Source organism: Paenibacillus thermoaerophilus, from assembly GCF_005938195.1.
Classification (GTDB): Bacteria; Bacillota; Bacilli; order Paenibacillales; family Reconciliibacillaceae; genus Paenibacillus_W; species Paenibacillus_W thermoaerophilus.
In genome coordinates this window covers 1-19,133 of the sequence record NZ_VCQZ01000023.1, presented here as the reverse complement: position 1 = coordinate 19,133, position 19,133 = coordinate 1, and the positions used below count along the sequence as shown (strand labels likewise).

General features: G+C 59.1%; 18 protein-coding genes and 1 pseudogene. All 19 read left to right on the top strand.

Annotation, left to right across the window (positions count from 1 at the left end):
* The first annotated feature begins 14 nt into the window (after window positions 1-14).
* The 19 genes and pseudogenes from ftsH to lysS all read left to right on the top strand — a co-directional run bounded on the left by ftsH (window position 15) and on the right by lysS (window position 18,883).
* The gene (gene ftsH, locus FE781_RS14325; RefSeq protein WP_138790318.1) at window positions 15-2,012 is read left to right on the top strand and encodes an ATP-dependent zinc metalloprotease FtsH; all 1,998 of its coding nucleotides are present in this window, start codon (window positions 15-17) and stop codon (window positions 2,010-2,012) included.
* 267 nt (window positions 2,013-2,279) lie between these two features.
* On the top strand, window positions 2,280-3,218 hold the full coding sequence (gene nadA, locus FE781_RS14320; protein WP_138790317.1) for a quinolinate synthase NadA: 939 nt from the start codon (window positions 2,280-2,282) through the stop codon (window positions 3,216-3,218).
* 91 nt (window positions 3,219-3,309) lie between these two features.
* Window positions 3,310-4,935, top strand: a complete 1,626-nt coding sequence (gene nadB, locus FE781_RS14315; RefSeq protein ID WP_138790316.1) for an L-aspartate oxidase — start codon at window positions 3,310-3,312, stop codon at window positions 4,933-4,935.
* A complete protein-coding gene (nadC, locus tag FE781_RS14310) occupies window positions 4,916-5,788 on the top strand; it encodes a carboxylating nicotinate-nucleotide diphosphorylase (RefSeq protein ID WP_138790315.1) in 873 nt (290 codons plus the stop codon). The genes nadB and nadC overlap by 20 nt, the downstream gene beginning before the upstream one ends.
* Window positions 5,785-6,552 carry a type III pantothenate kinase gene (locus tag FE781_RS14305; protein WP_138790314.1) on the top strand — a complete coding sequence of 256 codons (768 nt, stop codon included), beginning with the start codon at window positions 5,785-5,787 and terminating at the stop codon, window positions 6,550-6,552. The genes nadC and FE781_RS14305 overlap by 4 nt, the downstream gene beginning before the upstream one ends.
* A 30-nt stretch (window positions 6,553-6,582) precedes the next feature.
* The gene (gene hslO / locus FE781_RS14300) at window positions 6,583-7,458 is read left to right on the top strand and encodes an Hsp33 family molecular chaperone HslO (RefSeq protein WP_138790313.1); all 876 of its coding nucleotides are present in this window, start codon (window positions 6,583-6,585) and stop codon (window positions 7,456-7,458) included.
* 68 nt (window positions 7,459-7,526) lie between these two features.
* Window positions 7,527-8,534: a peptidylprolyl isomerase gene (locus FE781_RS14295; RefSeq protein ID WP_170209556.1), complete on the top strand. Its 1,008-nt coding sequence runs from the start codon at window positions 7,527-7,529 to the stop codon at window positions 8,532-8,534.
* 70 nt (window positions 8,535-8,604) lie between these two features.
* The gene (gene cysK, locus FE781_RS14290; RefSeq protein ID WP_138790311.1) at window positions 8,605-9,543 is read left to right on the top strand and encodes a cysteine synthase A; all 939 of its coding nucleotides are present in this window, start codon (window positions 8,605-8,607) and stop codon (window positions 9,541-9,543) included.
* A 399-nt stretch (window positions 9,544-9,942) separates the two neighbouring features.
* A pseudogene (locus FE781_RS18090) lies at window positions 9,943-10,128 on the top strand (hypothetical protein); the annotation flags it as partial.
* Between the two features lie 253 nt (window positions 10,129-10,381).
* On the top strand, window positions 10,382-11,956 hold the full coding sequence (locus tag FE781_RS14280; protein ID WP_138790309.1) for an anthranilate synthase component I family protein: 1,575 nt from the start codon (window positions 10,382-10,384) through the stop codon (window positions 11,954-11,956).
* Complete coding sequence (gene pabA, locus FE781_RS14275; RefSeq protein WP_138790308.1) at window positions 11,953-12,534, top strand: aminodeoxychorismate/anthranilate synthase component II; 582 nt, start codon at window positions 11,953-11,955, stop codon at window positions 12,532-12,534. The genes FE781_RS14280 and pabA overlap by 4 nt, the downstream gene beginning before the upstream one ends.
* Before the next feature lies 1 nt (window position 12,535).
* Window positions 12,536-13,435 carry an aminotransferase class IV gene (locus FE781_RS14270; RefSeq protein ID WP_138790307.1) on the top strand — a complete coding sequence of 300 codons (900 nt, stop codon included), beginning with the start codon at window positions 12,536-12,538 and terminating at the stop codon, window positions 13,433-13,435.
* Window positions 13,419-14,297 (top strand): dihydropteroate synthase, encoded by an 879-nt coding sequence (folP, locus tag FE781_RS14265; protein ID WP_138790306.1) that lies wholly within the window; start codon window positions 13,419-13,421, stop codon window positions 14,295-14,297. The genes FE781_RS14270 and folP overlap by 17 nt, the downstream gene beginning before the upstream one ends.
* 13 nt (window positions 14,298-14,310) lie before the next feature.
* Window positions 14,311-14,688 carry a dihydroneopterin aldolase gene (gene folB, locus FE781_RS14260; protein ID WP_138790305.1) on the top strand — a complete coding sequence of 126 codons (378 nt, stop codon included), beginning with the start codon at window positions 14,311-14,313 and terminating at the stop codon, window positions 14,686-14,688.
* On the top strand, window positions 14,685-15,182 hold the full coding sequence (gene folK, locus FE781_RS14255) for a 2-amino-4-hydroxy-6-hydroxymethyldihydropteridine diphosphokinase (protein ID WP_211346371.1): 498 nt from the start codon (window positions 14,685-14,687) through the stop codon (window positions 15,180-15,182). The genes folB and folK overlap by 4 nt, the downstream gene beginning before the upstream one ends.
* Window positions 15,164-15,376: a helix-turn-helix domain-containing protein gene (locus FE781_RS14250; protein WP_138790304.1), complete on the top strand. Its 213-nt coding sequence runs from the start codon at window positions 15,164-15,166 to the stop codon at window positions 15,374-15,376. Before folK ends, FE781_RS14250 begins: the two co-directional genes overlap by 19 nt.
* Before the next feature lie 40 nt (window positions 15,377-15,416).
* Window positions 15,417-16,463 (top strand): tRNA dihydrouridine synthase DusB, encoded by a 1,047-nt coding sequence (gene dusB / locus FE781_RS14245; RefSeq protein WP_138790303.1) that lies wholly within the window; start codon window positions 15,417-15,419, stop codon window positions 16,461-16,463.
* 163 nt (window positions 16,464-16,626) lie between these two features.
* Entirely contained in the window at window positions 16,627-17,103 is a 477-nt protein-coding gene (gene greA / locus FE781_RS14240; protein WP_138790302.1) for a transcription elongation factor GreA, read from the top strand.
* A gap of 283 nt (window positions 17,104-17,386) precedes the next feature.
* Window positions 17,387-18,883, top strand: coding sequence for a lysine--tRNA ligase (gene lysS, locus FE781_RS14235; RefSeq protein ID WP_138790301.1), 1,497 nt, complete (start codon window positions 17,387-17,389; stop codon window positions 18,881-18,883).
* The last annotated feature ends 250 nt before the right edge of the window (window positions 18,884-19,133 follow it).

Here is a 19,133-nt window from a genome sequence, read left to right as displayed (position 1 = left end):
AGAGGAGGTTGGGGATGAATCGGATCCTCCGGAATACCGGATTTTATCTCATTATTTTTTTAGTCACGGTCGGGATTGTTCAGTACATCAGCAGCTCCAACAACGATGAGCAGAAGCTGACGTACACCCAACTGCGCGAGCAGGTGCTTAAGCAGAACGTGACCGACGTGACGATCCGTTTCCAAGGCTATACGTACAAGGTAACCGGTCATTTCGCCGACAGCGGGGCGCTTTTTGAGACGCATGCGCCTTTTAGCGATGCATTTGTCCTGTTTCTGGAATCGAACAATGTGAAGATCGACGTCGACGAGATGCCGAGAGAGAGCGTTTGGATCACGTTCCTCACCTCCATCATACCGTTTGTGATCATCTTCATCCTGTTCTTCTTCCTGTTGAATCAGGCCCAGGGCGGCGGCGGCAAAGTGATGAACTTCGGCAAGAGCCGCGCCCGCTTATATAATGAAGAAAAGAAAAAAGTGACGTTCGAGGACGTCGCCGGGGCGGACGAAGAAAAGCAGGAGCTGGTCGAAGTTGTCGAGTTCCTCAAAGACCCGCGCAAATTCGCCGCTCTTGGCGCACGGATTCCGAAGGGCGTTCTGCTGAACGGGCCGCCCGGAACCGGTAAGACGCTGCTGGCCCGCGCCGTTGCGGGCGAAGCCGGCGTGCCGTTCTTCAGCATCTCCGGCTCCGACTTCGTCGAAATGTTCGTCGGCGTCGGCGCGTCGCGGGTGCGGGACCTGTTCGAGAACGCGAAGAAAAACGCGCCGTGTATCATCTTCATCGACGAGATCGACGCGGTCGGACGCCAGCGGGGCGCTGGCCTCGGCGGCGGCCACGACGAGCGCGAGCAGACGCTGAACCAACTGCTTGTCGAGATGGACGGCTTCGGTGCGAACGAAGGCATCATCATCATCGCCGCCACCAACCGTCCGGATATTCTCGACCCGGCGCTGCTGCGTCCGGGACGTTTCGACCGCCAGATTACGGTCGACCGGCCGGATGTGAAAGGCCGCGAAGCGGTGCTGAAGGTGCATGCCCGGAACAAACCGCTTGCCAAGGACGTCAAGCTGGACGTATTGGCCAAATATACGACCGGATTCACCGGAGCGGATCTGGAGAATCTGTTGAACGAAGCGGCGCTCATCGCCGCCCGCCGCAACAAGCGGGATATCGGCATGGAAGAGCTGGATGAAGCGTTCGACCGCGTCGTCGTCGGTACGCAGAAGAAAAGCCGCGTCATCAGCGCCCGCGAGAAGCGGATGGTCGCTTACCACGAGGCCGGCCACGTCATTATCGGTTACCATCTCAGCCACGCGGATATGGTGCACAAGGTGACCATCGTGCCGCGCGGACGTGCCGGCGGTTACGCGATGATTCTGCCGAAGGAAGGCGAAGACCGGCTGATGTCGACGAAGACCGAGCTGCTCGACCGGGTAACCGGATTGTTAGGCGGCCGCGTCTCGGAAGAAATTTTCATCGGCGAGATCGGCACGGGCGCTTATGACGACTTCCGCAAGGCAACGTCGATCGTACGTGCGATGATCGTCGAGTACGGCATGAGCGACAAGCTGGGGCCGATGCAGTTCGGGCACAGCCAAGGCCAAGTGTTCCTGGGCCGCGATCTCGGCCACGAGCAGAACTACAGCGACGCGATCGCTTATGAGATCGACCAGGAAATGCAGCGCATGATCCGCGAATGCTACGAGAGAGCACGGGAAATTCTCACGAAGTACTCCGATCAAGTGCACTTGATCGCCAACGCCCTGCTCGAACGGGAGACGCTGGAGAAAGATCAAATCCAGCAGCTCATCGAGCACGGCAAGATCGACTCGGGGTCCGGCGAAAGCGGCAGCGGAGCCGCCGATTCGGCATCGGCCGAGCCGAAGATCAACCTTCAATCGCATGACGACAGCAACAGCTTCGCTTCCAAGGATCGCTCCTCCGATCCGGAAGAGGCTGACGGGAACTCGTCCGTTCCGCCAAACGATTCCGAACCGAAGGATCGACCGTAATTTGGAGCCAAAAGGAACGCCGGCAGGCGTTCCTTTTTTTGCGAAAAAAACGCGTCGTCGGGCCTTTGCGGAGGTCCTGCCCGGCCAATTTCAAGCAGGCGTCCATGCCTGCAAAAAGCGGATTGACAGGGGGGATGGGGTTGTGTAAAGTAGGTGTAAAACTAAATCTGAAGGCTTATGGGGTATACTATAAACGGATCAGTCGGCGGCATCATGTGCAATAATTCACATACTTGACAAGCGTCATCAAGAGAGGGAGGGATTCCCGTGGAAGCACTTGCTCTGGAACGCAAGGCGGAGCAAAACCGGGAGCTCAAGCAGCGAATCGCGGAATTAAAAAAAGAAAGAAACGCCATTATTTTGGCTCATTATTATCAGCGCGATGAAATTCAGGAAATTGCCGATTTCCGCGGAGATTCGTTTCTGCTTGCCCAGAAAGCGGCGGAGACGGACGCCGACGTCATCGTCTTCTGCGGCGTGCACTTTATGGGCGAGAGCGCTAAAATTTTGGCTCCCAACAAACGGGTCATCATCCCCGACGAGCGCGCCGGCTGTCCGATGGCCGACATGGTGAACGTCGAAGGACTCCGGGCTCTTAAGGCGAAGCACCCGAACGCCACGGTTGTCACCTATATCAACTCCTCGGCCGAGGTGAAGGCGGAGACGGACATTTGCTGCACGTCCTCCAACGCCGTTAAGGTTATTCAATCGGTCGAGTCCGACGAGATCATCTGGGTGCCCGACAAAAACCTGGGCCATTACGTACAGCAGTTCACCGACAAAAAAATGATTTTGTGGGAAGGCTATTGCAACACGCACGACATGCTGACGGTCAAAGACGTCATGGATATGAAGGCTCAATATCCGAACGCCCAGTTCGTCGTGCATCCGGAATGCCGTCCGGAAGTCGTGAAGCTGGCCGATTTTGTCGGCAGCACCACCGCCATCATCGAATATTGCAAAAAATCCGACTGCAAGGAATTTATCGTCGGCACCGAAGACGGCACGGGGTATCAGCTTCGGAAAGACAGCCCCGACAAAACGTTCCACTTCGCGACCAAGTTCCTGGTTTGTCCGAACATGAAGGTCAACAATCTCAAAAAAGTCGCAAAATGCCTGGAAACGATGAAGCCCGAAATTTACGTGCCGCCGCATATTGCGGACAGGGCGAGACTTTCGTTGGAGCGCATGCTGCAAGTGAAGTAGCATGCGCTGCTTCCATGTTAGCCGGGCTGACAATTAGTCTGTTAAATGGTGGCGAAAGGGAACAAGACCTTAACTCTGAAGGTGAAGACGGATGATTCCCAGGTATCTGGTTGACTTCTCGCTTGACGACATTCCTAGCGTTCGCACGGACGTCATGGTTATTGGCGGCGGGATCGCCGGTCTGTTCACATCGATTAAAGCGGCGGCCGATCGCCGCGTCCTGCTGGTGACGAAGACCGCTCTGCTGGAGTCCAATACGCGTTATGCTCAAGGCGGGATCGCCGCGGTGATCAGCGAAGACGACTCGCCCGAGTACCATCGCCAGGATACGCTGTCGGCGGGGGCGGGACTCTGCAATGTCGAAGCGGTCGATATACTTGTGCATGAAGGGCCGAACGGCGTGCGGGATTTGATCAGCATGGGCACGCAATTCGATCAGGAGAACGGAGAGTTCGCCCTGACCCAGGAAGGCGCGCACAGCCAGCGCCGCATCCTGCATGCGAACGGCGATGCGACGGGATACGAAATCGTGCGTGCGCTGTCCGAGCAGGCGATAAACCATGAAAATATCGAAGTATGGCAGGACCACTTCGTCATCGATTTGATCACGCATCAAGGCGAGTGCTGCGGAGCGCTTGTGCAGAGGCCGGACGGGCAGCGGGTGTACGTTCAGGCGTCCGCTACCGTTCTCTGCACCGGCGGGGCCGGACAGATGTACCGCTACACCACGAATCCGGAGATCGCGACCTGCGACGGAATCGCGATGGCTTACCGCGCGGGAGCCAAAGTGCGGGACATGGAGTTCGTGCAGTTCCACCCGACTTCCCTCTGTTACCCGGGCGCTCCGCGATTCCTGATCTCCGAGGCCGTTCGGGGAGAAGGAGCGGTGCTTCGCAATATCCGGGGCGAACGGTTTATGCAGCACTATCATCCCCTGCAAGAGCTGGCGCCGCGCGATATCGTGGCGAGAGCCATCGTCTCGGAGATGGAAAAGACGAAATCGACGTTCGTCTATCTCGATATTACGCATGAGAGCGACGAATGGATCAAGCACAGATTCCCGAATATTTACGAGTTTTGCCTAAAATACGGTCTGGACCTGACCAGCGACTGGATTCCGGTTGCTCCCGCGGCCCACTATATGATGGGCGGCGTTAGGACGGATACGTTCGGTCAGACCACGTTGCCCCGGCTGTACGCTTGCGGGGAAGTCAGCTCGACCGGCGTGCACGGTGCGAACCGTCTGGCCAGCAACTCCCTCTCGGAGGCGATCGTGTTCGGACGGCGCATCGTGGAGAGCATCCGCCGGCTGAAGCCTTTGCCGGATGCGACGCCGAAGCTGAAAATCGATTTCCGCCGGACGGAACCGCCCAAGCAAGCGATTATCGAGAAAAGATTGAAGCTGCAGAAGATCATGCTCAGGCACGTCGGCCTCAAACGCGATGCGGCGGGACTGGAGAAAGGCCATCAAGAGCTGCAGCGCCAGCTTTCGATTTACGATCACGGCTTGTCCCGGCGCGAGGAATTCGAATTTGCGAATCTGCTCAATTGCGCGCTGCTGACCACCCATGCGGCGATGCTGCGGGAAGAAAGCCGCGGCGGCCATTATCGCGAAGATTTCCCGGAGCGCAACGACCGGCAATGGCTGAAGCATATTTTGTTCCATCGCGACGAAGGGATTTTGGAGGAGAGCGTCGATGTTGTTGGCATTCAATAAGGAAGCGCTGAAACGGTCGATCCGGTCGTGGCTCGACGAAGATATCGGCACGGGAGACGTCACGACGATGACGACGGTGCCTGCGGAATCGACCGCCCGCGCGGTCATCCACGTGAAGGAGCCTGGCATCGTCGCCGGTTTGCCGGCAGCCGAGACCGTGTTCGCGGTTGTGGACGAACAATTGGTCTTTCGGCCGTTGGCCGCCGAGGGGGCTTCTGTTCGGCCCGGGGATTTGCTGGCGGAAGTTGAGGGCAGCGCGAGATCCATCCTGCTGGGAGAGCGGCTGGCGCTTAATCTTCTGCAGCGTCTGTCCGGCATCGCTACGCGGACAAGGGCTTATGTCGATGCGCTCGAAGGGTTGCCGGTCCGGCTTGTCGATACGCGCAAGACGACGCCGGGGCTGCGCGCTCTGGAGAAATACGCGGTACGGGTCGGCGGGGGACACAATCACCGGTTCGGCTTGTACGATGCGGCGATGATCAAGGACAATCACATCAAAGCGGCGGGCGGAGTCGCCCAAGCGATCCGGTCCGCCCGGGAGCAGTTGCCGCATACGATGAAGATCGAGATCGAGGTAGAGACGTTCGATCAGCTTCGCGAAGCGCTGGAGGCCGGGCCGGACATCATCATGCTGGACAATATGGATGTCGAGCGCATGAAGCAAGCCGTCTCCATGATTCGGCAGAAGGCTCCTCATATCGTCATCGAGGCTTCGGGGTCCGTCTCGCTGGACAATGTGAGGCAGATCGCATCCACGGGGATCGACGTCATCTCCGTCGGCCGGTTGACTTATTCGGTGCCGGCGCTGGACATCAGCCTCGATTTGAACGGGAAGAAGGGAAGCGGCTCATGATTTTTGTGGTCGATGTAGGGAATACCAATATTGTTCTGGGCGTCTATGAAGGGAAGAAGCTGCTTCATCATTGGCGCCTGTCCACGAACCGGTCGGCAACGGTTGACGAGTACGGGGTCATGATCCTGAATTTGTTTCAGCACGCGGGCATCCAGATCGACGACATCGAAGGCGTGATCATCTCCTCGGTCGTCCCTCCGTTAATGTTCACGCTGGAGAAGCTCTGCGCGAATTATCTCAAGAAGACGCCGCTCATTGTGGGGCCGGGCATCAAAACCGGCTTGAATATCCGGTACGAGAATCCGCGCGAAGTCGGCGCCGACCGGATCTGCAACGCCGTCGCCGGCATCGAGCTGTACGGCCCTCCGCTCATTATCGTCGATTTCGGCACGGCCACCACGTTCGACTTTATCGACTCGCAGGGCCAGTATCTGGGAGGGGCGATCGCTCCGGGCATCGGCATCTCGACCGAAGCGTTGTACCAGCGGGCGGCCAAGCTGCCACGCATCGAGCTGGTGAAGCCGAAAAGCACCGTAGGCCGCAATCCGGTCTCCTCCATGCAGGCGGGCATCATCTACGGTTTCGCGGCGCAAGTGGACGGAATTGTGGAGAGGATGCAGGAAGAGTTTCAGATCAAAACACAGGTTATCGCGACAGGCGGGCTGGCGGAGATGATTGCAAGCGAATCCCGCGTCATCGATGTGGTGAATCCGCTGCTGACGCTGCAAGGCCTGCAGATGATCTACGAGAAAAATCAAGCGTAGTCCGGATGGACGACGGAAAGGAAGGTCCGGATGGGCGATTACATGATTCGCGGAACGGCTCTGGAAGGCAAAATCCGCGCCTTCGTCGCACGCACGACGAATTTGACGGAGGAGCTCCGCAGGCGGCACGGAATGGGGCCTTTGGCGACGGCGGCCATGGGACGGGCAGCCGCCGCGGGAGCCATGATGGGATATATGCTGAAAGGCGAAGAGAAACTTACGATTCGGATCAAAGGAGGAGGTCCGATCGGACAGATCGTCGTCGACGCCAACGCGCGCGGCGAAGTTCGCGGCTACGTGGACGAGCCGGGCGTCGATCTTCCGCTTAACGAGCACGGCAAGCTGGACGTCGCGGGCGCTGTCGGAACAGACGGATTCCTCTATGTCATCAAGGATCTGGGCATGCGCGATCCGTACGGCGGGAGCGTTCCGATCATATCCGGAGAACTGGGCGAGGACTTCACGTATTATTTCGCCCAATCCGAGCAGACGCCGTCGGCGGTCGCCCTCGGCGTGCTGATCAACCCGGACCATAGCGTCCGGGCGGCGGGAGGCTTTATTCTGCAGTTGCTTCCCGGCGTGCCCGAGGAAGAGATCGACCTGTTGGAACGCCAGTTAAGCGTGCTGCCGCCGGTCAGCAAAATTATGGAAAGCGGCGTCGAACTGGAGGATTTCCTGGAGGGGCTGCTGGGCAAAGTTCAGGTGTCCGAGCGTCAGCCGGTCGAGTTTCGCTGCAATTGCTCGCTCGAACGGGTCGAGCGCACGTTGATCAGCATGGGCCCGAAAGAAATCGAACGGCTGCTCCGGGAGGACGGGTGCGCGGAGGTTGTGTGCCATTTTTGCAATGAAGCCTATCAGTTCGGTCCCGATGAACTTAAAAGCTTGCTGAATCGTCATAACCATTGATCGGATGTGCCGCGCGTTGGTTGAGGCGCGGCATCCTCTTTTATCGGATGCATAGGAGCAAGAAGACGATGGATATAGAGAAAAAAAGATCGTGGATCTTCGGAATCATAGGAGTTGCGGCCGGAGTTGCGGCGGGATGGGGTATCGCCGCGGCCTTCGGCCCTTTTGCTGCGGATACGGGAGGCGCAGGGCCCGGAGCCGCTCCAACGCCAGCCGCGAGCGCTCCCGCGGTGAGCCCGGCGCCCAATGCCGAGCAGCGCGTGTTGGCCAAAGTCGGCGACCGGGTCATCACGGAAGCCGACCTGCGGGCGTACTTGTACGGACGCCACGGAGAGGAATCGCTGCGCACGCTGATCGATCGGGAAGTGGTGGCGCTGGAAGCCGGACGGCGCAAGTTGACGGTGTCCCAGCAGGAGATCGACGAAGAGCTGAGGCGGATGCAGCAGGGATACGACAGCGAGGAGGAGTTTTACCGCTCCATGCGCGAGCAGCTCGGCTTGACCAAGGAGCATCTCGTGCAGGATATTACCCATCGCCTGTTGTCCGAAAAAATTGCGATTGCTTCCATTGTGGTGAAGGATTCCGAGGTGGAGGAATATATACGCGAACGCCCCGAGGAATTCGAGAGCTATGAACGCTATCACCTGCAGAAGATCGTCGTCCGCACAGCGGAGCAGGCGAACGCCGTGATCGCCCAGCTCCGAAGCGGCGCGGACTTCGGGGAGACGGCGCAGACGCTTTCGATGGACGACGACACCGCGCGGTTCGGCGGAGATATCGGATGGATCGACGAGCACGATCCGTTTGTCGATCCGGCCCTGTTGAAGACGGCCGCCACGCTGAAGCCGGGACAATTCAGCGAACCGTTCGAAGCGGAGGGCGGCTATGTGGTGCTGCGCATGGTGGACAAAAAAGTCGAAAACGACAGGACGCCGGAGCAGATTCGCAGCGCGGTCCGCAAAGAATTGGCGTTGCGCCGGGCCAAGCCTCTGAACGAGGTCGTCGAAGAGCTGCGGAATAAATACGGAGTCGAAATAGGCGACGTCGGCGACTATTTTAAGGTTGACAAGAAATAATCTCACTGTTAAGATGAGATTAGATAAAACCTACTGAAATAGTCGGAAATAAGAGGAGGAGAATGTCGGGATGGCGAAATTGGTGCAAAGCGTTACGGACTTGATCGGGGATACGCCGCTGGTTCGGTTGAATCGCGTCGTTCCTGAGGGAAGTGCGGAAGTATACGTGAAGCTTGAGTTCCAGAACCCGGGAGCCAGCGTAAAAGACCGTATCGCGATCAGCATGATCGAAGCGGCCGAAGCCGAAGGCAGGCTGAAGCCGGGCGATACGATCATCGAGCCGACGAGCGGCAATACCGGCATCGGACTGGCTATGGTCGCGGCGGCGAAAGGCTACAAAGCGATCCTGGTCATGCCGGAGACGATGAGCTTGGAGCGCCGCAACCTGCTTCGCGCTTACGGCGCGCAGCTCGTGCTGACTCCGGGCGCCGAAGGCATGAAAGGCGCGATCAAGCGCGCGGAAGAGATTCTGGCGGAAAACCCGGGCTACTTCATGCCGCAGCAATTCAAAAACCAAGCGAACGTCAAAATTCATATCGAGACGACCGGTCCGGAAATTGTCGAAGCGATCAACAACCACGACGGCAAGCTCGACGCCTTCGTCGCCGGCATCGGAACCGGCGGCACGATCACGGGCGCGGGCAAAGTGCTTCGCGAACATTTCCCGCACATCAAAATTTACGCGGTCGAACCGGCGGCTTCTCCCGTTCTGTCCGGCGGCAAACCGGGCCCGCACAAAATTCAAGGCATCGGCGCAGGCTTTGTGCCGGATATCTTGAACACCAGCATTTATGACGCCGTCATTCCGGTCGAAAACGACGACGCGTTCGCGACGGCCCGCCGCGTTGCGCGCGAAGAGGGCATCTTGGGCGGCATCTCCTCGGGTGCAGCCATCTTCGCCGCTCTGAAGGTCGCCAAAGAACTGGGCCCCGGCAAACGTGTCGTTGCGGTTGTCCCGTCGAACGGCGAACGGTATTTGTCCACGCCGCTGTACCAATTCGAAGACTGATCCCTTTTCCATATCTCATCGTAATACCCGACCGTCAGGCGAAGCCTGGCGGTTTTTTCGTTCAGTTGCGGACACCGGATCTTTTACCTGCATGACCTCTCATTCGATCAACCATTAGCGGGATAAAGGAGCCGCTTTCCCTAATCATCCATCCGCGTATTACGGTCGAGAATCCGCATCCCGTTTGCTTCGCCGCCAGACGGCGAATTTCGGGCAGAGTGGCCCTCGCCTCGGGATTGTGCCAGTCACGCGGATATCCCGACCAGAGGCGGACAGACCGCCCCATCGTCTATGCGGACGATCCGTTCCGGGCGGAAGCGATGAGATTCGAAGCGCGGCTGCCGGCCCTCCCGGACCAATGGCCTGACGGAAGCGTGAAGGGCCTTCGCGCGGGGCGGCTTCGAGACGGATATCGAATGGCGCGGCGGCCGTCTGACGGGAGCGAAGATCGCTTCGCGCTTCGATTCGGACTGCGTGGTTTGTCCCGGGGTCCCCGTATGTATAGAGCTGAGCGGCGCCAGCATCGCGGAATCGGCGGACGGAACCGTATCGTTCCGCGCTCGAGCGGGGGCGTGTACCGGGTAATTCCCCGTTAATCGGGCCAATCGGAATCGGGCGCTGAGGATCAGTAAAGAATAGCGCGAAGGACTCCTGAATCGCTCTTTTTCCGATGCGGGAAACGGCGCGTTGTCCTTGTTCAAGGGCGGCGCAGCCGTTTTTCTTTTCTTATAAATCGGATCGGGGTCTTCCCCCGGGCTGTTCTTTACATCTGTTTTCAAAAGCAGTATTGTAGGGAAATAAAAATCGCAGAGAGGGTAACGGGAACGGGGGTTGCTTTATGGAGATGACGCCGTATTCGCGTTGGATTGAATGGATCGGGCAAGGCTATCGCCATTTGCCGTACGTGTCCGTCCGCCCGTGCGAAGAAGGGTGTCCCGTCGTATGGCTGAAACTGCTCGAGCAGGCAGGGGAATCGGTATTCGTACTGGAGAGCGGCAAAAGCGGCCGATACACCTATGTCGGCTTCGGGCCATCCGGTCTGATCCGGGGCAAAGGAAGGGAGACTGTCGTCACGGAGCGCGGGGAGGATGGGCAATGGCACTCCCGCCAACAATCGGGGGACCCGCTGGAGACGGTTCGCCGGTGGCTCGAACGTTGGAAGACGCCGCGCGTGCCCGGCGCTCCCAAGTTTATCGGCGGAGCGGTGGGCTACTGGTCGTACGATCTCGGCCGCTCCATCGAACGGATGCCGGAGTTCGCGGAGGACGATCTGGACATTCCGGATTACGAATGGATGAGAATGGACCGCGTCTGGATCTACGACCGGGAACAGCAATTGCTCTATACGGCTGTGCATGCGAACGCTGCCGGCGCCGGTGCGGACGAGCTCGCGCGCCTGCATGCCGAGACGGCCGCCGCCGCGTCCGATATGTCCGCCATGTGGAAGCGGTGGAGCGAGCAGGCCGAGAGCGATCCGCTATTGGGGAAGCTGGAGGCCGAGGCGGCGAAGGCGGACGAAGAAGGGCTGCATTTCGATGTCGAATCGTTGCCGGGTCTTGGCACGGCCTTTCCCAAGGAACGATTCGTCGAAGCCGTCCGCCGCATTCAGGACTACATCGCCCAGGGCGACGTGTTCCAGGTGAATCTGTCCGTTCGTCAGCACCGGAAGCTGTCGGCTTCTCCGCCCCTTATATATGAAGCGCTGCGCCGGGTCAATCCTTCTCCGTATATGGGCTATCTTCGGATGCCGGGCCTTGAGCTCGTCTCGGGCTCGCCCGAGCTGCTCGTCCGACTCGTCGACGGCGTCATCGAGGCGCGGCCGATCGCGGGCACCCGGAGACGGGGCGAGTCGGCGGGGGACGACGAGAGGCTGGAGCGGGAACTGCGGACGACCGAGAAGGAAGTGGCCGAGCATATCATGCTGGTGGACTTGCTGCGCAACGATATCGGGCGGGTCGCGCAGTACGGCAGCGTGAAGGTGCCGGAACTGATGACGGTGGAGCGCTACTCCCATGTGATGCATCTCGTCTCGCATGTCGAAGGGCGGATTGCCGAAGGTCGCGGCGCCTTCGACGTGATCCGGGCGGTTTTCCCGGGCGGAACGATCACGGGCGCGCCCAAGATCCGCACGATGGAGATTATCGAGGAGCTGGAACCCGTCCGGCGTGGTCCGTACACCGGCTCGATCGGATGGATTGACTACAACGGCGATATGGAATTAAATATAATCATACGCACGCTGGTCGTCCGGGAAGGCACCGGTTATATCCAGGCCGGAGCGGGGATCGTAATCGATTCCTTGCCGGAGCGAGAGTACAAGGAGTGCCTGAACAAGGCCCGGGCGATGTGGAAAGCGGTGCGGCTTGCGGAGGCAGTCGAGGCTGGAGACGAGGGAAGGGGAGCGGAGAGATGATTTTGGTCATCGACAATTACGATTCGTTTACGTATAATCTGGTTCAATATCTCGGGGAGCTCGGCGCGGAGATCCGCGTATACCGGAACGACGAGATCGACGTCGCTGGAATCGAGCGGCTTGCGCCCGATCATATTCTGATATCGCCGGGACCCTGCACGCCGAACGAGGCGGGAATCAGCCTGGAGCTGATCGAGAAGCTGGGCGGGCGAGTCCCGATCCTGGGCGTATGCCTCGGTCACCAATCGATCGGGCAAGCGTTCGGCGGCGACGTCGTGCGGGCCGACAAGCTGATGCACGGCAAAACCTCGGAGATCTACCATGACGGCCGCACGATATTTGAGGGCATTCCGTCTCCCTACACCGCGACCCGGTATCATTCGCTCGTCGTGAAGCCGGAGACGCTGCCGGACTGCCTGGAGATCAGCGCGCGCACGGCGGACGGCGAGATTATGGGGCTTCGCCATAAGACGTATAACATCGAAGGCGTGCAGTTCCATCCGGAATCGATCATCACCGAACACGGCCATACGCTTCTGCGCAATTTCTTGTCCATCTCGGGCGGGGTCAGGGGTTAATATGCACCTGTCGGTAAACGGTACATTGATTCCCGATACGCAAGCCGTGGTTCCGTTCTACGACCACGGCTTTCTGTACGGCATCGGGCTGTTCGAGACGTTCCGGACGTATGGAGGAAGACCGTTCCGGTTAGACTTGCACCTGCGGAGGCTGGCGGAGGGCTGCCGCTCCATCGGGATCGTTTACGAACCGGACGAGAATGAACTGAGACAACGCATTACTCGTCTGATGGAGAAGAACGGATGCGCAGAGGCGTACGTCCGCCTTTCCGTTTCCGCGGGGGAGCAGCCGCTCGGCCTGCATACCGGCGATTACGACAAGCCGAATGAATGGATATTCGCGAAGCCTCTTGCGCCCGCCGCAGGGGAGGCCTGCAATCCGCCGCGGACGCTGCAACTGCTGCGCACGCGCCGCAACTCGCCCGAAGGCGATGTGCGGCTGAAGTCGTTTCACTACCTGAACAATTGGCTCGCCAAGCGGGAGCTGCGCGAACTGGGAGCGCCCGGCTCGGCGGAAGGCGTTATGACGGACGCGCGCGGCGCCGTCGCCGAAGGGATCGTCAGCAATATTTTTTGGGTGCGGGACGGGAAGCTGTTCACGCCGGATTTGTCGACGGGCATATTGCCCGGCGTGACGCGCGGGCTTGTGCTGGAGCTGGCGCAAGAGCTGGGCGTTGCCGCTGAGCAAGGCGCGTTCGGCCTCGAGGAGCTGCTCGGTTCGGATGAGGCGTTTCTGACGAATTCGATCCAGGAGATCGTCCCCGTGGACCGGATTCGGGAACCGGACGGGAGGGAAACGCCGCTTCCCGCCGTCGGCGAGGACGCGCCCGTTACCCGCGCACTTCACCGCGCGTATCGCTGCTTGACAGAAAGGGAGATGGCTCATGGAAATCGTCCGTAAACAAACCGTCGCAAGAGAGCCGATCACGCTGATTTCTCCCCACGGACGCAAGCTGGAGCTCGGGAAGCGAACGGTGGTGATGGGCATCCTGAACGTCACACCGGATTCGTTCTCGGACGGCGGGAAGTATGCCGCGACGGATGCCGCCGTGCGTCATGCCGTCGAGATGGCGGCGAACGGAGCCGGCATCATCGACGTGGGCGGGGAGTCGACGCGGCCCGGCGCCGCAGCCGTCCCGCTGAAGGAGGAGCTTGCCCGGGTGCTGCCCGCCATCCGCGCCATCCGCAAGGAGCTGCCCGATATCCCGATCTCCGTCGATACGTATAAAGCGGAGGTCGCCAGGCAGGCGATCGAAGCGGGGGCCGATCTGATCAACGACGTATGGGGCGGGTTGGCCGACGAGGACATGCCCCGGGTGATGGCTTCCACGGGCGCATGGGTCTGCCTGATGCACAACCGGAAGGACGGGGGCGCTTACAGCGGCGATCTGATCGACGAGATGGTGGCCGATCTCCGGGAGATGATCGCCCGGGCTATCGCCGCAGGAGTCGAACCCGGCAACATTTTGCTCGACCCGGGAATCGGATTCGCCAAATCGTACGAGCAAAATCTGGAGGCGATGTCCCGCCTCGTCGAGCTCCGCCAGCGGCTCGGCTATCCGCTGCTGCTCGGCACCAGCCGCAAGCGGTTCATCCGACGTACGCTCGGCGACGTCGCGGTCGACGACTGCCTGGAAGGCACGCTGGCGACCAATATTCTTGGAATCGCGGCGGGGTGCGACATCGTGCGCGTGCACGATGTCCGGGAGATGGCCCGAGCGGCCCGCATGACCGACGCGATCGTGCGCGGAGCGACAGAGTAAGGAGAGGGTTAAGCTGGACAAGCTTTCATTGCGCAATATGCGCTTTTTCGCCCATCACGGGGTGTTTCCCGAGGAGAACCGGCTGGGCCAAACCTATATCGTCGATCTGGAGCTGTTCTTCGATCTCCGCGCGGCAGGCCGTTCCGACGATTTGAACGATACGATCAATTACGCCGAGCTGTACGAACGGGTGCGAGCCGTCGTTTGCGGGGAGACGTACAATCTTATTGAACGTCTGGCCCAGCGTTTGGCCGAAACGCTGCTGGACGGCTACCCGATGCTGGATGCCGTCACCGTGCGCGTCATCAAGCCGAACCCGCCTTTCGACATCCAGTTCGACGGCGTCTGCGTGGAGATTCACCGCCGCCGGCCGGAGGTAGAGTCCTCATGATGGAAGCTCTGGCGTATATTGCCTTGGGGTCAAATCTCGGCGACCGCGCCCGCAACCTGGCGGAAGCGGTGAAACGCATGGATTCGCATCCCGGCATCCGCCTTGCGGCGATGTCGGACATATACGAGACCGAGCCTGTCGGTCCGGTTCGGCAGGACGACTTTTTAAACGCCGTAGCGGCCGTGCGCACGAATCTGGAACCCGAGCCGCTGCTGGACGCCCTGCTCGCGATCGAAGCGGAGATGGGCCGGGTCCGCGAAATCCGCTGGGGCCCTCGAACGATCGATTTGGATGTGTTATTATATGAGAATATTATTTGCAATACGCCGCGGCTAACGATCCCGCACCCGCATATGGGCGACAGGGCTTTTGTGCTGATTCCGTTGGTGGATTGCATGGATAAGCTGAAGCGTCCGGAAGCGGAATCGTGGCGGGAGCGGCTGGAAACCCTGATAGGAAAGGAAACGGTCAGGCGATGGACAGACAACCGTTAGGGCAACGAATTCGCGCATATCGCAAGCTGAAGGGGTTGACGCAGGAACAATTAGCCGACCGCATGGGCATCTCCTTATCCGTACTGGGGTCGCTCGAACGCGGCACCCGGCCGATCGATCCGAGACTGCTCGAGCGGATCGCGGAAGCGCTGAATATATCGGCAGAGGAGTTGACGGCCCCTTCCTTAGGGTGATGGACGTCCATACTTCCGGATTCGAGAGGAGGAATATGTCATGTTAAAAATCGGAAATGTGACCGCCCCCAACAACGTGGTGCTTGCGCCGATGGCCGGCGTCTGCAATCCCGCGTTCCGTCTGATCGCCAAGGAATTCGGATGCGGGCTGGTCTGCGCGGAGATGGTCAGCGACAAAGCGATCCTCCACGGCAACCAGCGCACGATGCAGATGCTGTATGTCGACGAGCGCGAAAAGCCGCTCAGCCTGCAAATATTCGGCGGCGATACGGAGACGCTGGTGGCCGCGGCCAAGCACGTCGACCGGTACACGAATGCCGACATTATCGATATCAATATGGGTTGCCCGGTTCCCAAAGTGACCAAGTGCGACGCGGGCGCCCGCTGGCTGCTGTCGCCGGACCGGATCGAGAAGATGGTGTCGACGGTCGTAAAAGCCGTGAAAAAGCCGGTTACGGTAAAAATGCGGATCGGCTGGGACGAAGACCATATCTATGCGGTGCAAAACGCCAAAGCGGTCGAGAACGGCGGCGGCGCGGCCGTCGCGGTGCACGGACGCACCCGCGTTCAGATGTACACCGGCAAAGCCAACTGGGACATTATCCGGGAGGTCAAGCAGTCCGTCTCTATCCCGGTCATCGGCAACGGAGACGTGTTCACTCCGGAGGACGCCAGACGGATGCTCGATACGACGGGCGTCGACGGCGTAATGATTGGCCGGGCGGCGCTCGGCAATCCGTGGATGCTGTACCGGACGATCGAATATTTGACGAAGGGCGTGCTGCCGCCGGAGCCGACGCCGGAAGAAAAGATTCGCATCGCGATCCTGCATTTGGACCGGCTGGTCGCGCTCAAGGGCGAAGGACAGGCGGTTCGCGAGATGCGCAAGCATATGGCCTGGTATTTGAAGGGACTCCGGGGGTCCGCCCGGGTGAAGGACGCCATCATGGAGCTTACCGAGCGGGATGCGATGGTGCGGGAGCTGGAGCAATACGTCCGCAATCTGCGGGACGGGGTGTACGGCGATCCTGCCGAAGGGTCCGGCTCCGAGTCTGCCGGCAGCGTTCCGGAAGCGGTCGTCCGCTGATCCGGACGGCCGGGCGGCAGAGGGCGCGTGAATTGACAATTATTTCTGCTTGTCCTATAATCAAGCGAAAGCAGAGAACCTATTCATGATGCCTGAAGTCGCTCATATATTGGGAAGCAAGCGGTTATTTCGCGAAAATAGATCAGGACGGGAGAACGGTTCCATGAACGAAAAGGAAGTCATTTTGACACCCGAAGGTTTGAAGAAGCTGGAGGAAGAACTGGAGCACCTGAAGTCGGTCAAGCGCCGCGAGGTGGCAGAACGGATCAAGGTTGCCATCGGATACGGAGACATCAGCGAAAACTCCGAGTACGAGGACGCCAAGAACGAACAGGCCTTCATTGAGGGACGCGTCATCACGCTGGAGAAGATGCTTCGCAACGCGCGGATCATCAACAATGACGAAGTCGATACGGATACCGTCAGCATCGGCTCGATCGTCATCGTCGAAGATCTGGAGTTCAAGGAAACGATCGAATATGCCATCGTCGGCACGGCCGAATCCGATCCGTTCCAGAACAAGATCTCCAACGAGAGCCCGGTCGGAAAAGCGTTGCTCGGAAAGAAAAAAGGCGCTATCGTCGACGTGCAGGTTCCGGCGGGCATTATTCAGTATAAAATTCTGGATATCAAGAAGTAATCCCGCGCTCCGGCGCGGCCAGCATAGACGGACGCAAAAAAAGCTTCCTTGGGGGAAGCTTTTTTGCGGATAAAAGACAGGATAACGCCAGCAGACGGACCGTCCTCGCACCGGGGACGGCGAAGCCGTTTCCGCTTTGTTCAGCCGTATGAGCATCGGATTTGAATTCGGAGGACCGTTAGTGATTGGAAAATCGCCGCGGCGCCTTCCAATGCGGGGCCGCGTCGGTTATGCTGGTAATACCGCAAGGTTCAACAAGTATGTGTCGGAAGGAAGAGAACAGATGACGGAAGAATTGGAACTTAACGAGCTAATGGTCATTCGGCGGAACAAATTGGACGAGCTTCGCGGGCTTGGCATCGATCCGTTCGGGGCAAAATACGAACGGACGCACCATGCCGCCCAAATTATAGAGCAGTACGGACAATACACGAAGGAAGAACTGGAATCGATGGCCGTCCAGGTCAGCGTGGCCGGCCGGATCATGCAGCGCCGGGGCATGGGCAAAGCGGGATTCGCCCACATTCAGGATTTAACGGGCAAAATCCAGATCTATGTCCGCGAGGACGCGGTCGGGGCCCAGAAGAAAAAAGCGTACGACATTCTCGATGTCGGCGACATCATCGGTGTGCGCGGCACAGTGTTCAAGACGCAGACGGGCGAGACAACGATCAAAGTCACCTCGTTGGAGGTGCTGTCCAAATCGCTTTATCCGCTGCCGGAGAAGTTCCACGGGCTGAAGGACGTCGAGACGCGTTACCGTCAGCGTTACGTGGACCTGATCGTCAACCCGGAAGTTCAGAAGACGTTTATCACGCGGTCGAAAATCATCCAATCCATGCGCCGCTATCTTGATAACCTCGGCTATCTGGAAGTCGAGACTCCGACGCTGCACGCAATTGCCGGCGGCGCGGCGGCTCGTCCGTTTATTACGCACCACAATGCGCTCGACATGCAGTTGTATATGCGGATCGCCATCGAGCTTCATTTGAAGCGTCTGATCGTCGGCGGTCTCGAAAAGGTGTACGAGATCGGCCGCGTTTACCGCAACGAAGGCATATCCACGCGCCATAACCCGGAATTTACGATGATCGAGCTGTACGAAGCGTATGCGGACTACCAGGATATCATGCGCCTGACGGAGAACATGATCTCCCATATCGCTCAAGAAGTGCTGGGCACGACGGAGATCGAATACCAAGGCCACCAAATCAGCTTGAAAACGCCCTGGAAGCGCATCTCGATGGTGGACGCCGTCCGGGAAGCGACGGGCGTCGATTTCTCCCGCGAGATGTCCGATGAAGAAGCCCATCGGCTGGCCAAGGAGCATAACGTTCCGGTCGAGCCGACGCATACGTTCGGCCATATTGTCAACGCGTTCTTCGAGACGTATGTCGAGCATACGTTAATCGAGCCGACGTTTATTACCGGCCACCCCGTGGCGATATCGCCGCTGGCGAAAAAGAACGACGCCGATCCGCGGTTCACGGACCGGTTCGAGCTGTTTATCGTCGGCCGCGAGCATGCGAACGCGTTCAGCGAGCTGAACGACCCGATCGATCAGCGGCAGAGGTTCGAGGCGCAGCTCATCGAGCGCGAGCAAGGCAATGACGAAGCGCACGAGATGGACGAAGACTTTATCCGCGCGCTTGAATACGGCATGCCTCCGACAGGCGGATTGGGGATCGGCATCGACCGGCTGGTCATGCTGCTGACCAACTCTCCGTCGATTCGGGACGTGCTGCTGTTCCCGTTGATGCGCGAACGCTCCGGCGACTGATTCCGGATGGAAGGATATCCCCCGCGGAGGTCCGCGAAAACTGCGGACCGCCACGGGGGTTTTATTATCTTTTCGAAGTTGCCCGCCGGCTCCAAGTGGGAGAAAAAAATATTAAAAAAAGGACTGTCAAGCGTCTGTGAAAATGTCACCTTAACTCGTCTGTAAAAATGTCACTTTGTTAATTTGCGTAGCCGCCCGTTCCAGTGACTTGGACGGTTGTTGTTTTTGTGTTATCCTGTTGTTGTCTTCT

Excerpts from the sequence above, each read along its gene's own strand:
- ftsH (WP_138790318.1), top strand. The coding sequence starts at position 15 with ATGAATCGGATCCTCCGGAATACCGGATTTTATCTCATTATTTTTTTA.
- nadB (WP_138790316.1), top strand. The coding sequence starts at position 3,310 with ATGATTCCCAGGTATCTGGTTGACTTCTCGCTTGACGACATTCCTAGC.
- nadC (WP_138790315.1), top strand. The coding sequence starts at position 4,916 with ATGTTGTTGGCATTCAATAAGGAAGCGCTGAAACGGTCGATCCGGTCG.
- FE781_RS14305 (WP_138790314.1), top strand. The coding sequence starts at position 5,785 with ATGATTTTTGTGGTCGATGTAGGGAATACCAATATTGTTCTGGGCGTC.
- hslO (WP_138790313.1), top strand. The coding sequence starts at position 6,583 with ATGGGCGATTACATGATTCGCGGAACGGCTCTGGAAGGCAAAATCCGC.
- FE781_RS14295 (WP_170209556.1), top strand. The coding sequence starts at position 7,527 with ATGGATATAGAGAAAAAAAGATCGTGGATCTTCGGAATCATAGGAGTT.
- cysK (WP_138790311.1), top strand. The coding sequence starts at position 8,605 with ATGGCGAAATTGGTGCAAAGCGTTACGGACTTGATCGGGGATACGCCG.
- FE781_RS14280 (WP_138790309.1), top strand. The coding sequence starts at position 10,382 with ATGGAGATGACGCCGTATTCGCGTTGGATTGAATGGATCGGGCAAGGC.
- pabA (WP_138790308.1), top strand. The coding sequence starts at position 11,953 with ATGATTTTGGTCATCGACAATTACGATTCGTTTACGTATAATCTGGTT.
- FE781_RS14270 (WP_138790307.1), top strand. The coding sequence starts at position 12,536 with ATGCACCTGTCGGTAAACGGTACATTGATTCCCGATACGCAAGCCGTG.
- folP (WP_138790306.1), top strand. The coding sequence starts at position 13,419 with ATGGAAATCGTCCGTAAACAAACCGTCGCAAGAGAGCCGATCACGCTG.
- folK (WP_211346371.1), top strand. The coding sequence starts at position 14,685 with ATGATGGAAGCTCTGGCGTATATTGCCTTGGGGTCAAATCTCGGCGAC.
- FE781_RS14250 (WP_138790304.1), top strand. The coding sequence starts at position 15,164 with ATGGACAGACAACCGTTAGGGCAACGAATTCGCGCATATCGCAAGCTG.
- dusB (WP_138790303.1), top strand. The coding sequence starts at position 15,417 with ATGTTAAAAATCGGAAATGTGACCGCCCCCAACAACGTGGTGCTTGCG.
- greA (WP_138790302.1), top strand. The coding sequence starts at position 16,627 with ATGAACGAAAAGGAAGTCATTTTGACACCCGAAGGTTTGAAGAAGCTG.
- lysS (WP_138790301.1), top strand. The coding sequence starts at position 17,387 with ATGACGGAAGAATTGGAACTTAACGAGCTAATGGTCATTCGGCGGAAC.